This is a genomic window from Chromobacterium rhizoryzae, from assembly GCF_020544465.1.
GTDB lineage: Bacteria > Pseudomonadota > Gammaproteobacteria > Burkholderiales > Chromobacteriaceae > Chromobacterium.
In genome coordinates this window covers 3,732,820-3,745,768 of the sequence record NZ_CP066126.1, presented here as the reverse complement: position 1 = coordinate 3,745,768, position 12,949 = coordinate 3,732,820, and the positions used below count along the sequence as shown (strand labels likewise).

Annotated in this window: 13 protein-coding genes; all 13 read left to right on the top strand. The window is 62.4% G+C overall.

Going from position 1 to position 12,949, the window contains the following annotated elements:
* Positions 1-57 precede the first annotated feature (57 nt).
* The 13 genes from ndk (at position 58) to hflC (ending at position 12,866) form a co-directional block, all read left to right on the top strand.
* Entirely contained in the window at positions 58-483 is a 426-nt protein-coding gene (gene ndk, locus JC616_RS16885; protein ID WP_107798554.1) for a nucleoside-diphosphate kinase, read from the top strand.
* Positions 484-584: 101 nt separating this feature from the next.
* A complete protein-coding gene (gene rlmN / locus JC616_RS16880) occupies positions 585-1,679 on the top strand; it encodes a 23S rRNA (adenine(2503)-C(2))-methyltransferase RlmN (protein WP_019104100.1) in 1,095 nt (364 codons plus the stop codon).
* On the top strand, positions 1,676-2,419 hold the full coding sequence (gene pilW, locus JC616_RS16875; RefSeq protein ID WP_227104368.1) for a type IV pilus biogenesis/stability protein PilW: 744 nt from the start codon (positions 1,676-1,678) through the stop codon (positions 2,417-2,419). The genes rlmN and pilW overlap by 4 nt, the downstream gene beginning before the upstream one ends.
* 2 nt (positions 2,420-2,421) lie before the next feature.
* Complete coding sequence (locus JC616_RS16870) at positions 2,422-3,351, top strand: helix-turn-helix domain-containing protein (RefSeq protein WP_227104365.1); 930 nt, start codon at positions 2,422-2,424, stop codon at positions 3,349-3,351.
* Between the two features lie 13 nt (positions 3,352-3,364).
* On the top strand, positions 3,365-4,648 hold the full coding sequence (gene ispG, locus JC616_RS16865; RefSeq protein ID WP_227104363.1) for a flavodoxin-dependent (E)-4-hydroxy-3-methylbut-2-enyl-diphosphate synthase: 1,284 nt from the start codon (positions 3,365-3,367) through the stop codon (positions 4,646-4,648).
* Positions 4,649-4,704: 56 nt separating this feature from the next.
* Positions 4,705-5,976 (top strand): histidine--tRNA ligase, encoded by a 1,272-nt coding sequence (hisS, locus tag JC616_RS16860; RefSeq protein WP_227104361.1) that lies wholly within the window; start codon positions 4,705-4,707, stop codon positions 5,974-5,976.
* 14 nt (positions 5,977-5,990) lie between these two features.
* The gene (locus JC616_RS16855; protein WP_107798558.1) at positions 5,991-6,620 is read left to right on the top strand and encodes a YfgM family protein; all 630 of its coding nucleotides are present in this window, start codon (positions 5,991-5,993) and stop codon (positions 6,618-6,620) included.
* Between the two features lie 4 nt (positions 6,621-6,624).
* Positions 6,625-7,764 carry an outer membrane protein assembly factor BamB gene (gene bamB, locus JC616_RS16850; RefSeq protein WP_227104359.1) on the top strand — a complete coding sequence of 380 codons (1,140 nt, stop codon included), beginning with the start codon at positions 6,625-6,627 and terminating at the stop codon, positions 7,762-7,764.
* A gap of 13 nt (positions 7,765-7,777) precedes the next feature.
* Positions 7,778-9,205: a ribosome biogenesis GTPase Der gene (gene der / locus JC616_RS16845; RefSeq protein WP_107798560.1), complete on the top strand. Its 1,428-nt coding sequence runs from the start codon at positions 7,778-7,780 to the stop codon at positions 9,203-9,205.
* 89 nt (positions 9,206-9,294) lie between these two features.
* A complete protein-coding gene (gene hfq / locus JC616_RS16840; protein WP_039756760.1) occupies positions 9,295-9,552 on the top strand; it encodes an RNA chaperone Hfq in 258 nt (85 codons plus the stop codon).
* 97 nt (positions 9,553-9,649) lie between these two features.
* A complete protein-coding gene (gene hflX / locus JC616_RS16835; RefSeq protein ID WP_107798561.1) occupies positions 9,650-10,780 on the top strand; it encodes a ribosome rescue GTPase HflX in 1,131 nt (376 codons plus the stop codon).
* Positions 10,767-11,981 carry an FtsH protease activity modulator HflK gene (hflK, locus tag JC616_RS16830; RefSeq protein WP_227104357.1) on the top strand — a complete coding sequence of 405 codons (1,215 nt, stop codon included), beginning with the start codon at positions 10,767-10,769 and terminating at the stop codon, positions 11,979-11,981. Before hflX ends, hflK begins: the two co-directional genes overlap by 14 nt.
* 3 nt (positions 11,982-11,984) lie before the next feature.
* The gene (hflC, locus tag JC616_RS16825; protein WP_081547400.1) at positions 11,985-12,866 is read left to right on the top strand and encodes a protease modulator HflC; all 882 of its coding nucleotides are present in this window, start codon (positions 11,985-11,987) and stop codon (positions 12,864-12,866) included.
* Positions 12,867-12,949: the final 83 nt, after the last annotated feature.

Here is a 12,949-nt window from a genome sequence, read left to right as displayed (position 1 = left end):
GAGTGGCTGCATAATACTCAAGTTTAGCCACTTGTCTTGATGTTTGGGAGAATTTATATGGCAATTGAACGCACCTTGTCCATCGTTAAGCCGGACGCCGTTGGTAAAAACGTCATCGGCAAAATCTACGATCGTTTCGAATCCGCCGGCCTGAAAATCGTGGCCGCCAAGATGAAGCAACTGTCCCGCGCCGAAGCCGAAGGCTTCTACGCCGTGCACAAAGAACGTCCGTTCTTCAAGGACCTGGTTGACTTCATGGTGTCCGGCCCGGTGATGATCCAGGCGCTGGAAGGCGAGAACGCCGTGCTGAAAAACCGCGAACTGATGGGCGCGACCGATCCGAAGAAGGCTGAAGCCGGCACCATCCGCGCCGATTTCGCCGACTCCATCGACGCCAACGCCGTTCATGGTTCCGACAGCGCGGAAAACGCCGCGATCGAAGTGGCTTATTTCTTTGCTGCATCCGAGATCAGCGCCCGCTAATCTCTAAAGAGTACTCCGTTGTTTGCGGAGCCCGTCGTCATGGACGGGCTCCGTCTAAAAGGCGGTCGTCCACACCGCCTTTGCTTTATCCCGAGGAATGCATGAAAACCAACCTGCTCGACTTCAATCTGGACCAGCTGACCCGGCATTTCGCCGAAATGGGCGAGAAACCGTTTCGCGCCAAGCAAGTGATGCGCTGGATGCACCAGATGGCGGAAGCCGACTTCGACGCGATGACCGATCTGGCCAAGAGCCTGCGCGCCAAGCTGCATGAGCGCGCCGAAGTGAAGGTCCCCTCGCTGATGACCGGGCAGGCGTCCAGTGATGGCACCCGCAAGTGGCTGCTCGACGTAGGCACCGGCAACGGCGTCGAAACCGTCTTCATCCCCGAGGATGAACGCGGCACCTTGTGCGTGTCATCCCAGGTAGGCTGTGCGCTGGAGTGCACGTTCTGCTCCACCGGCCGCCAAGGCTTCAACCGCAATCTGTCCACCGCGGAAATCATCGGTCAGCTGTGGTGGGCCAATAAGGCGATGGGCGTCACGCCCAAGAACGAACGCGTGGTGTCCAATGTGGTGATGATGGGCATGGGCGAGCCGCTGGCCAACTTCGACAATGTGGTCAGCGCGATGCAGATCATGCTGGACGACCACGGTTACGGCCTGTCCCGCAGACGCGTGACCCTGTCCACTTCCGGCCTGGTGCCGCAGATGGACAGATTGCGCGAAGAATGCCCGGTGGCGCTGGCGGTGTCGCTGCACGCGCCCAATGACGCCATTCGCGACGTGATTGTGCCTATAAACAAAAAATACCCGCTGGCGCAGCTGATGGCGGCCTGTCAGCGCTATCTGGAAAAGGCGCCGCGCGACTTCATCACTTTCGAGTACGTGATGCTTGACGGTGTCAACGATAGGCCGGAACATGCTCGCCAACTGCTGGAACTGGTGCGGGACGTGCCGTGCAAGTTCAATCTGATACCGTTCAATCCGTTCCCGAACTCGGGTTACGAGCGTTCCAGCAATAATGCGATTCGAGCGTTCCGCGAAATTCTGCAGGAGCGCGGTTACGTGGTGACGGTGCGGAAAACGCGCGGCGACGACATCGACGCCGCCTGTGGCCAGCTGGCCGGCCAGGTGATGGACAAAACCCGCCGTCAAGCCAAATGGATGCAGCTCGTAGAGGACAATAAGCAATGACGATACGGCAAATGGGGTTGATGGCCTGCTTATGGATGGCTGTGAGTTCAACCGCATTTGCCGCCGATCCCGAAACGTCGCGCGAGCTGGCGACGATACGCAGCCAGCTGGCGATCGAATACGCCAAGATCGGCAACTACAAAGTGGCGCTGGAAACGGCGGATCTGGCCGTCGCCGCGGACCCGGCCTATGTCCCGGCCTATGTGTCCCGCGCCTATGTTTTGACCCAGCTGCGCGAAGAAGGGCCCGCCGAAGCCAATTACCGCAAAGCCCTGCAACTGGATCCAAACAACCCGGAAGCGAACAATAATTACGGTTTGTTTCTGTGCGACCGAAACCGGCTGCAGGATTCTTTGTCCTATTTTCAGAAAGCGCTGGCCAACCCGCTGTATGATTCGCCTCAGACGGCTTATTTGAACCTGGGGCACTGCAGCGCCAAGGCCGGCAATCAAGAGCAGGCCAATGATTACTTGCTGGCGGCGCTGCGCGCCGCGCCCAATTTCGCGCCCGCGTTGCGGGAATTAGCACAGTTGCATCTTGGGCTGGGTAATGCCAAATTGGCTGCTTTCTATTTCGAACGGATGGGCAAGGGCGCGGCGCTGCAAGCCGACGACCTGTGGCTTGGCGTGCAGATCGGGCGCAAAAGCGGCAACAGGGCGTTGGAGAGCGAATGTTCCGTCGCGCTCAAGAACCGCTATCCGGATTCCAAAGAAACACAACTGCTGTTGAGTGGAAGCTGAGGATGGAGCAACAATTCGAACAACAGGGACAACCGACGGGTTCCAGCGTCGGCGCCCGGCTGAAAGCCGCCCGAGAGGCGGCAGGCATGGGCTTGGGGGAAGTCGCGGATAGGCTGAAACTGTCGATGCGGCAGCTGGAGGCGATAGAACGCGACGATTTCACAATCTTGCCGGGCGCGACCTTCGTGCGCGGCTTTGTCCGTAATTACGCCCGCTTTTTGCAGATTGACCCCGAACCGTTGATGCATGCGCTGGACAGGCAGTTTCCTTCCGCGGTCAACGACGTGGCCAATCTGGTGCGCGACGGCGCGCACGAGGCGCCCGGGCATTCCGGCGAGACGCCTGCGTCGGACGAGGGCGGATCTTCCGGCAAATGGATCGTAGGCTTGCTGGTGGTGGCGGCGCTGGGCGGCGGCGTGGCGTGGCTGGCCAGCAGTCGTGGCGGCGAAGGCCGGGCGGCCGCGGACGCGTCCGCAGCCATGGCGACCGAACTATCTTCGGCGCCGACGGGCGAGGCTTCCGTTCCCGCCGCCTTCGTCGCGGAGACGCCCGCCTCGGCGCCGGCTGTCGCTCCTGCGCCCGCTCCGGCCTCCGCGCCGCAGCCGGTCAAGGCGGCCAGCGTGGCCAGCGCCCCGGTCCTGTCGGCGCCGCCGCTCGCCAAACCGCAGGCCAGCGCCGCCGTGGCGGCGGCCAGCGGCAAGCTGGTGTTGACGGTCAAGGAGGCGGAAGCCTGGGTGTCGGTGGTGGACGCCACCGGCAAGAAGCTGGTGTTCCAGACCTTGCAGCCGGGCAGCACCCAGGAAGCGGTCGGCACGCCGCCGTTCAAACTGGTGATCGGCAACGCCTCGCAAGTGGCGGTGAATTTCAATGGCCAAGCGGTGGACCTCACGGACAAGATCCGCGGCACCACGGCAAAGCTGGAACTCAAGTAATTCAAGGTAGCGAATGGATAGCGTGAACATCGCGCGACGCCCCACCCTGCAGGCTAGGGTGGGGCATGTCATTGTAGGATCGGACGCTCCGGTGGTGGTGCAGTCCATGACCAACACCGACACCGCGGACGCGGCGGCCACGGTGCGGCAAGTGCTGGAGCTGGCGGAAGCCGGCTCGGAGCTGGTGCGCATCACCGTCAACTCGCCGGAGGCGGCGGCCAAGGTGGCGGAAATCCGCCAACGGCTGGACGATGCCGGCTGTGCCGTTCCCTTGGTCGGCGATTTCCATTTCAACGGCGATCGCCTGCTGAAGGAATATCCCGATTGCGCGCGCGCGCTGGCCAAATACCGGATCAATCCGGGCAATGTGGGCAAGGGCGCCAAGGGCGACGACAAATTCGCCTTCATGATCCGCACCGCCATCGAATACGGCAAGCCGGTGCGCATCGGCGTCAACTGGGGCAGCCTGGATCAGGCTTTGCTGGCCAGAATGATGGACGCCAACAACCGCGTCGCCCAGCCGCTGCCCTTGGAGCGGCTGATGCGCGAAGCCTTGATCATTTCCGCGCTGGAGTCCGCCGACAAGGCGATGGAACTGGGGCTGCCGGCCGAGCAGATCCTGCTGTCCTGCAAAGTCAGCAATGTGCAGGACCTGATCACCGTGTACCGCGATCTGGGCAGCCGCTGCGATTTCCCGCTGCACCTGGGCCTGACCGAGGCCGGCATGGGCTCCAAGGGCATCGTCGCCTCCAGCGCCGCGCTGGCGATCTTGCTGCAGCAAGGCATAGGCGACACCATCCGCATCTCGCTGACGCCGCAGCCGGGCGAGGCGCGCACCAAGGAAGTGGTGGTGGCGCAGGAGTTGCTGCAGACCATGGGCCTGCGCAGCTTTACCCCGCTGGTGACCGCTTGTCCGGGCTGCGGCCGCACCACCAGCACCTTCTTCCAGGAGCTGGCGGATCAGATTCAGACGTATCTGCGCACGCAGATGCCGGTATGGCGTTTGCAATACCCGGGTGTGGAAGACATGAAGGTGGCGGTGATGGGCTGCGTGGTCAACGGCCCAGGGGAGAGCAAGCTGGCCGATATCGGCATCTCGCTGCCCGGCACCGGCGAAGTGCCGGTGGCGCCGGTTTACGTCGACGGTCAAAAGGATGTTACCCTCAAGGGCGACAACATCGCCTCCGAGTTCACGGCCTTGGTTGATCGCTATGTGCAAAGCCGTTACGGCGAAGGCGGCGCCAAGCGCCGCGAGGGCGGGAGCCGCACCATTCCGATTCGTCCGGTAGGCGTTTGAGCGCGTTTGGCGCAATGACCGGGCACTGATTCAAGCGATACACAAGAAAACAAGCAATGGCTCAAAAATATCAAGCGGTCAAAGGCATGAATGACGTGCTGCCGGCCGAGTCCTATCAGTGGGAGTTCTTTGAAGGCAAGCTGCGCGAACTGCTGGCCGACTACGGCTATCAGAATATCCGCACCCCCATCGTCGAAACCACGCCGCTGTTCGTCCGCGCCATCGGCGAAGTCACCGACGTGGTGGAGAAGGAGATGTACACCTTCATCGACAGCCTGAACGGCGACAGCCTGACGCTGCGGCCCGAAGGCACCGCCGGCACCCTGCGCGCGGTGGTCGAGCACAACCTTCTGTACAATGCCACCCAGAAACTGTGGTACATGGGGCCGATGTTCCGCCATGAGCGTCCGCAGAAGGGCCGCTATCGTCAGTTCCACCAGATGGGCGTGGAAGCGCTGGGCTTCGCCGGTCCGGATATCGACGCCGAAATCATCGCGATGACCGCCGATCTGTGGCGTCGCCTGGGCCTGTCCCAGTATGTGCGCCTGGAAATCAATTCTCTGGGTAACCAGGAAGAGCGCGCCGCGCACCGTCAGGCGCTGATCGCCTATCTGGAACGGCATGTGGACATCCTGGACGAAGACGGCAAGCGCCGGATGTACAGCAATCCGCTGCGGGTGCTGGACACCAAGAACCCGGCGCTGCAGCAGATGGCCGACGAAGCGCCCAAGCTGTCCGACTACCTGGGCGAGGCGTCCCGCGCGCATTACGAAGGCTGGAAGGCGATGATCCGCGAACTGGGCGTCGACTTCGTGGAGAATCCGCGTCTGGTGCGCGGGCTCGACTACTACAACCAGTCGGTGTTCGAATGGGTGACCAGCGAGCTGGGCGCCCAAGGCACGATTTGCGCCGGCGGCCGCTATGACGGCCTGATCGAGCAACTGGGCGGCAAGCCCGCGGCCGGCATCGGCTTCGGCATGGGCCTGGAGCGCGTGGTGCTGCTATTGCAGGACAAGCAGCTCTTGCCGGCGCAACGCAGCGTCGACGTCTACCTGGTGAACCAGGGCGAGGGCGCAGGGCTGTACGCGATGAAGCTGGCGCAGACTTTGCGCGCCGCCGGTCTGTCGGTGGTGCAGCACTTGGGCGAAGGCAGCTTCAAGTCGCAAATGAAAAAAGCCGACGGCTGCGGCGCGCAGTTCGCCGTCATCGTCGGCGAAGATGAAATAAAAACGGGTCAGGCGGTGATCAAGGCGCTGCGCGCCGAGATGGAGCAACACACTGTGGCGGCGGAAGCGGTGGCCGCCACGCTGATCTCACTGAAAGCTTAAGGGAGAGGGGCGCAATGGCGTTCGACTTGCAGGAACAGGAACAGATTGATTCGATCAAGGCCTTCTGGCAGCAGTGGGGCAAGCTGATCGCCGGCGTGCTGGCGGCGTCCGCCATTGCCTATCTGGGCTTCAAGGGCTACCGCTATTACCAGGAGCAGCAGGCGCAGAAAGCCGCGGCCGCTTACGAGAACATCGACGCGGCGGTGGCGTCCAAGGACATCGCCAAGCTGAAGTCCGCGGTGACGCTGTTGCAGAACGACTTCGGCTCTTCGGCCTACGCCACCCGCGGCTCGCTGATTCTGGCCAAGGCCGCCTTCGACAAGAACGAGCTCGCGCTGGCCAAGAGCCAGCTGGAATGGGTGCTGGCCAATAGCAAGGACGAATCGGTAAGCGCCATCGCCCGACTGCGTCTGGCCTCCCTGTTGCTGGACCAGAAAACCTACGATGCGGCGATCGCCGAACTGAACAAGGCGCATCCGGCCGGCTTCGACGCGCTGTTCCTGGATTTGAAGGGCGACGTGCTGGTCGCCAAGGGCGACGCCGCCGCCGCGCGCGACGCCTATAAATCCGCTTTGGCCAAACTGGTGGGCGATTCCCCGAATCGCCAGTTCATCCAGACCAAACTCGACGCGCTGGGAGGCTGATCGCATGCGCCGCCAATTGTTGCTGACCGCTGTGCTGTCCTCCTCCTTGCTGGCCGGCTGCGCCAGCTGGTTTGAAAGCAATACCCAGTTCAAGCCCACCCCGCTCGTCGCGATCAAGCCCTTGCAAGGGCTGGAGGTCAAATGGACGGCGGGACAGGCCGCGCCGGCCGCCGGCTTCCTGCCGGTCTACGCCAACGGCCTGGTGGTGAGCGCCGACGCCGACGGCCGCGTGCGCAGCATCGACGCCCTCAGCGGCCGCGTCAGCGCGGACGTGGATCTGAAGCGCAAGCTGAGCGCCGGCGTCGCCGTGGCCGGCGACATGGTGCTGGTGGGCACCCAGGATGCCAAGTTGCTGGCGGTGGAACGCGCCAGCGGCAAAGTGCTGTGGCAGCAGCCGCTGACCAGCCTGATGCTGGAGGCGCCGCAAGTGGCCGGCGATATGGTGCTGGTGCGCACCAACGACGCGCGCCTGACCGGCTTCTCTCTGAGCGAAGGCGGCAAGCAGCTGTGGTCCAGCGGCAATGTGTTGCCGCAGCTGACCGTGCGCAACAACGGCTCGATGCAGGCGGTGGGCAAGGAGGCGGTGATGGTGGGGCAGGCCGGTGGCCGCCTGGACATCGTCAACCCGCAAACCGGCAACGCTTTGTGGCAGGGCGCGGTGGCCAACCCTCGCGGCGCCACCGAACTGGAACGGATGACCGACGTGACTTCGCGGCCGGTCTTCGACGCCGGCCAGGTGTGCGCGGTCGCCTATCAGGGGCGCGTGGCCTGCTTCGAAGCGCGTTCCGGCAATCTGTTGTGGGCGCGCGAAATCTCGTCCAGCCGCGGCCTGGCCGTGGACGGTCGCAATGTCTACGTCAGCGCGGAAGACGGTTCGGTCTGGGCGTTTGATCGCGGCACCGGCCGCAATATTTGGAAAACCGACGATCTGAAATATCGGGACGTCACCGGCCCCGCTCTGTTGGGCCGCTTTGTGCTGGTAGGAGATGGCGAAGGTTACGCCCATCTGCTATCCAATGAGAGCGGCAGCATCGTGGGCCGAGTCAAGGTCGGGCCCGCCCTGACCAATCAACCGGTGTCGCTGGGTTCGTCCGCCTTGATGCAAGGCAAGGACGGCCGTCTGGCGATGCTGACTTTGGGATAATAAAGCAGTACTCATGAAACCTACCGTAGCTCTGGTCGGCCGCCCCAATGTGGGCAAGTCGACCTTATTCAACCGGCTGACCCGCAGCCGCGACGCCCTGGTCGCCGACCAGCCCGGCCTGACGCGCGATCGCCACTATGGCCATGGCCGCGTGGGCGAAAAGCCGTATCTTGTGGTCGATACCGGCGGTTTCGAGCCGGTGGTGGACGAAGGCATTCTGTTCGAAATGGCCAAGCAGACGCTGCAGGCCGTGGACGAAGCCGATGCCGTGGTGTTCCTGGTGGACGGCCGCAACGGCCTGACGCCGCAAGACAAAATCATCGCCAACCGTCTGCGCCAGCTGCAGCGTCCGGTCTTCCTCGCCGTCAACAAGGCGGAAGGCATGCGGCACGCCATCGCCGGCGCCGAGTTCCACGAACTCGCGCTGGGCGAGCCGCTGGTGATCTCCGCCGCCCATGGCGACGGCGTGCGCGAATTGATGGAACTGGTGCTGGCGGACTTCCCGGAAGAAGTGGAAGAAGAAGCCTCGCGCCATCCCAAGTTCGCGGTGATCGGCCGGCCCAACGTCGGCAAGTCCACCCTGGTCAACGCCATCCTGGGCGAGGAGCGCGTCATCGCCTTCGACCAGGCCGGCACCACTCGCGACAGCATATATATTGATTTTGAGCGAGATGGCCATACCTACACCATCATTGACACCGCGGGCGTGCGTCGCCGGGCCAAGGTCAGCGAGATGCTTGAGAAGTTCTCGGTGATCAAGACCATGAAGGCGATCGAAGACGCCAACGTGGCGGTGCTGGTGCTGGACGCTCAACTGGACATTTCCGAGCAAGACGCCACCATCGCGGGTTTCGCGTTGGAAGCGGGCCGGGCGCTGGTGGTGGCGGTGAACAAATGGGACAACCTGGACGGGGAGCAAAAGGAAACGGTGCGCCGCGAGATCGCGCGCAAGCTGAACTTCCTGGATTTTGCAAAGTTCCATTACATCTCCGCCATTGAAGGCCGCGGCGTGGCAGACTTGTTCAAGTCCATCGACGAGGCCTACCGGGCGGCAATGGCCAAGCTGGCCACGCCCAAGCTGACCCGGGTGCTGCAAGTGGCGCTGGAGCGGCAGCAGCCGCCGCGCTCCGGTTTGATCCGCCCGAAAATGCGCTATGCGCACCAAGGCGGCCAGAACCCGCCCATCATCGTGGTGCACGGCAATGCGCTGGATGCGGTGCCGAACAGTTATACCCGCTATCTGGAACATACCTTCCGGAAAGTGTTCAAGCTGCAGGGCACGCCGCTGCGCGTACAGTACAAGTCTTCGGAGAATCCGTTCGACACCGACGACGGCAAGGAGAAGTCCCGAGCCAAGCCCAAGCCGATGTCCAAGATGCGCGGACGCGAAAAAGAAGTGCGTTACGGCAAGAGCGGCAAGGGCAGCAGCAGTAAAAAATAGTACGCCGGGATGTTTTCTGCTAATAATAAGCAGACAACCGGGCTGTAAGGTTCAGTTAATACAACAATCAACGATTCGGAGAATAACGAATGAGCTCTAAAGGGCAAATGTTACAAGACCCGTTCCTGAACATCCTGCGTAAGGAACATGTGCCGGTGTCCATCTACCTGGTCAACGGTATTAAACTTCAGGGTCAGGTAGAATCCTTTGACCAGTACGTGGTGCTGTTGAAAAACACGGTGACTCAGATGGTGTACAAACACGCCATTTCCACCGTCGTGCCCGCCCGTCCGGTCAATCTTCCCCATGAACACCCGGTGCAAAAGCAGGAGCAGCAAGACGCCTAAAGCGTTGCTGTGCTTGTGACCGGGCCGATCGGCCGCGCCAAACCGGCGCGGCTTGTCGGCCTTTTATCTTTTGCGCCCCAACTATGGTTTCCGAATAGTGTTTGATCGTCCCGACTTAGGCGACCAGGCGGTTCTGGTCTGCCTGGATTTTGGAGATGCCGATTACCAGGAAAACATCGCCGAGTGCGCCGAGCTGGTCAAGAGCGCCGGCGTAGAGGTGATGGGCGTGGTGCAGGGCAAGCGGCAGCGCCCGGACGCCGCGCTGTTCGCGGGCAAGGGCAAGGTCGAGGAAATCGGCCTGCTGGTGCGCGCCACCGATGCCAATGTAGTGATATTCAACCATGCTTTGGCGCCTGGCCAGGAGCGTAATCTGGAGCGGGCGCTGCAGTGTCGCGTCATCGACCGCAACAGCCTGATCCTGGACATCTTCGCCCAGCGCGCGCGCAGTCACGAAGGCAAGCTGCAAGTCGAACTGGCCCAGCTGTCGCACATGTCCACCCGCCTGGTGCGGGGCTGGACCCACTTGGAGCGCCAGAAGGGCGGCATAGGCTTGCGCGGCCCCGGCGAAACCCAGCTCGAAACCGACCGCCGGCTGCTCGGCATCCGCGTCAAGGCGCTGAAAGAGCGACTGGCCCAGGTGCAAAAGCAGCGCAATACCCAGCGCAAGGGGCGCGGCCGGGCCGGCATCGCCTCGGTGTCCATCGTCGGTTACACCAACGCGGGCAAGTCCACCTTGTTCAACGCGCTGACCAAGGCGCGCATCTACGCGGCGGACCAATTGTTCGCCACGCTGGACACCACCAGCCGCAAGCTGTTCCTCAATCACCAGACATCCATCGTGATTTCGGATACTGTGGGCTTTATCCGCGATCTGCCGCACACCCTGGTGGCGGCGTTCCGCGCCACACTGGAGGAAACCGTGCGCGCGGATCTCCTGCTGCACGTGGTGGATGGCTCCAGCGATATGCGTGATGTGCAGATCGAGGAGGTCAACAAGGTGTTGGCCGAGATCGGCGCGGACGGCATTCCGCAGCTGCTGGTCTGGAACAAATGCGATCTGCGCGAGATGGAGCCGGAGATCGAGCGCGACGCGGCGGGCCGTCCGGTTTCGGTGCGGGTTTCGGCCCTGACCGGGGCCGGCCTGGAACTCTTGCGCGCGGCGATTGCCGAATGCGTGCATCCTTCCCAAAACAACCATAAAGACTATTACGAGCATGTCGCAGAATGACCCTAACCGAGGCCGCCGAGGCAATGAAGGGCCGCCGGACCTCGATGAAGTATTCCGCAACCTAAATCAGAAGCTGTCGCGGCTGCTGGGCGCCAAAGGCAGCGGCGCCGGCGGCAGTCCCGCGTCCGGCGTCAAACCGCCGTTCAAGGGCGGTGCCATCGCCGTGGTGGGCGTATTGGCGGCCTTGTGGCTGGCCAGCGGTTTCTACGTGGTGGACGCGCGCGAGCAAGGCGTGGTGCTGCGCCTGGGCAGCTTCAACCGGGTGACCGAGCCGGGCCTGCAATGGCACGCGCCGTTCCCGATTGAAAAGGTGGAGATCGTCAACCTGACCGAAGTGCGCAGCGTGGAAGTGGGCTACCGCAACACCGCCCAGACGCGAGTGGCGGAAGAGTCGCTGATGCTGACTTCGGACCAGAACATCATCGACGTCCAGTTGTCGGTGCAATACGACATCAAGGACGCGCGCGCCTTCCTGTTCAACAACGCCTCGCGCGAGCGGGACGCCAAGGACATCGTCAAGCAGGCGACCGAAACCGCGATTCGCGAAGTGGTAGGCCGCAACAAGGTCGACTTCGTGTTGAACGAAGGGCGGACGCAGATCGCGGTGGAAACCCAGAAACTGATTCAGGAAGTGCTGGATCGTTATTCGCTGGGCGTGCGCATCGCCAAGGTCAACATCAACGCGGTGCAGCCGCCCGAGCAAGTGCTGGCGGCCTTCGACGACGCGGTGAAGGCCGGTCAGGACAAGGACAAGCTGCGCAACGAAGGCCTGGCTTACGCCAACGAGGTGCTGCCCAAGGCCCAGGGTCTGGCCGCGCGCCTGCAGCAGGAGGCCGAAGCCTATGAGCAGAAAGTCGTTTCCCGCGCGGAAGGCGACGCTTCGCGCTTCAAGCAAGTGTTGTCTGAATACAACAAAGCGCCCAAGGTCATGCGCGATCGTCTGTATCTGGACATGATGCAGCAGATCATGAGCAGCACCACCAAGGTGGTGGTGGACCAGAAGGGCGGCAACAATCTCTTGTACCTGCCTTTGGACAAGCTGATCCAGCAGAGCAATCCGGGCGCTTCCGGCGCGGCGGCGCCCGCCGCCAGCGCGGTTCCGCAGCAGACGGAGCCGGCTGCGCCGGCCGCTCAGGCCGGCAATGCCAAAGGGGGGCGGGACGTGACCCGCGGGCGTGATTTTTTTGGGGCGGAGAGATAAGCAATGGATAGACTGATTCCGACTGTAGTTGCCATAGCCGGTGTGCTATTTGTTGCCAGCCTGTCGCTGTTCACCGTGGATCAGCGCCAATACGCGCTGGTTTTCCAGTTTGGCGAAGTGGTGCGCATCATTAAGGAGCCGGGCATTCAGTTCAAGGTGCCGCTGCTGCAGAACGTGCGTTATTTCGATCGCCGCGTGCAGACCATCGACGCCGAGGCGCCGGAACTGTTCAACACCCGCGAGAAAAAGAACGTGTTGGTGGACAGCTTCGTCAAATGGCGCGTGGTGGACGTTGAGCAGTTTTACAAGAGCGTGGGTTCCGAGGCCGCCGCTGTGGCGCGTTTGAAACAGACCATCAATGACGGGTTGCGTGCGGAATTCGGCCAAAAGATGGTTGCCGACGTCATTTCCGGTAAGCGCGATCAGGTGATGGATACGGTTCGCAAGCGCGCGGACGCGGATGCGCGTAAAATAGGCGTACAAATTCTCGACGTGCGCTTAAAACGAGTCGATTTTCCGGATAAAATAAGCAGTTCGGTCTTCGATCGCATGCAGTCCGAGCGCCGCACCGTCGCCAGCCAGTTGCGCAGCGAGGGCGCCGCGGACGCGGAACGCATCCGCGCCGAAGCGGACAAGCAGCGCGAAGTGGTGCTGGCCGAAGCGTATCGTCAGGCTCAGGAGCTGAAGGGCAAGGGCGACGCGAAGGCGGCGGCGATTTATGCCGAGGCTTACGGCAAGAACCCGGACTTCTACGCTTTCTGGCGCAGCATGGACGCGTACAAGGAGTCGTTCAAGAACAAGAGCGACGTCCTGGTGCTAGAGCCGAGCAGCGAGTTCTTCAAGTACTTCAAGAACCCGCAGTCGGGAGCGGCCAAGGCCAAGTAAGCGGCCAAGGCAGGCGGAAGACGCCGCGCAAGACAATCGAGTATGGAACACTGGCCGGGGCGACCTGGCCAGTTTGCTGATAA

Excerpts from the sequence above, each read along its gene's own strand:
- hisS (WP_227104361.1), top strand. The coding sequence starts at position 4,705 with ATGGCTCAAAAATATCAAGCGGTCAAAGGCATGAATGACGTGCTGCCG.
- pilW (WP_227104368.1), top strand. The coding sequence starts at position 1,676 with ATGACGATACGGCAAATGGGGTTGATGGCCTGCTTATGGATGGCTGTG.
- JC616_RS16870 (WP_227104365.1), top strand. The coding sequence starts at position 2,422 with ATGGAGCAACAATTCGAACAACAGGGACAACCGACGGGTTCCAGCGTC.
- JC616_RS16855 (WP_107798558.1), top strand. The coding sequence starts at position 5,991 with ATGGCGTTCGACTTGCAGGAACAGGAACAGATTGATTCGATCAAGGCC.
- ispG (WP_227104363.1), top strand. The coding sequence starts at position 3,365 with ATGGATAGCGTGAACATCGCGCGACGCCCCACCCTGCAGGCTAGGGTG.
- bamB (WP_227104359.1), top strand. The coding sequence starts at position 6,625 with ATGCGCCGCCAATTGTTGCTGACCGCTGTGCTGTCCTCCTCCTTGCTG.
- hfq (WP_039756760.1), top strand. The coding sequence starts at position 9,295 with ATGAGCTCTAAAGGGCAAATGTTACAAGACCCGTTCCTGAACATCCTG.
- hflK (WP_227104357.1), top strand. The coding sequence starts at position 10,767 with ATGTCGCAGAATGACCCTAACCGAGGCCGCCGAGGCAATGAAGGGCCG.
- rlmN (WP_019104100.1), top strand. The coding sequence starts at position 585 with ATGAAAACCAACCTGCTCGACTTCAATCTGGACCAGCTGACCCGGCAT.
- hflC (WP_081547400.1), top strand. The coding sequence starts at position 11,985 with ATGGATAGACTGATTCCGACTGTAGTTGCCATAGCCGGTGTGCTATTT.
- ndk (WP_107798554.1), top strand. The coding sequence starts at position 58 with ATGGCAATTGAACGCACCTTGTCCATCGTTAAGCCGGACGCCGTTGGT.
- der (WP_107798560.1), top strand. The coding sequence starts at position 7,778 with ATGAAACCTACCGTAGCTCTGGTCGGCCGCCCCAATGTGGGCAAGTCG.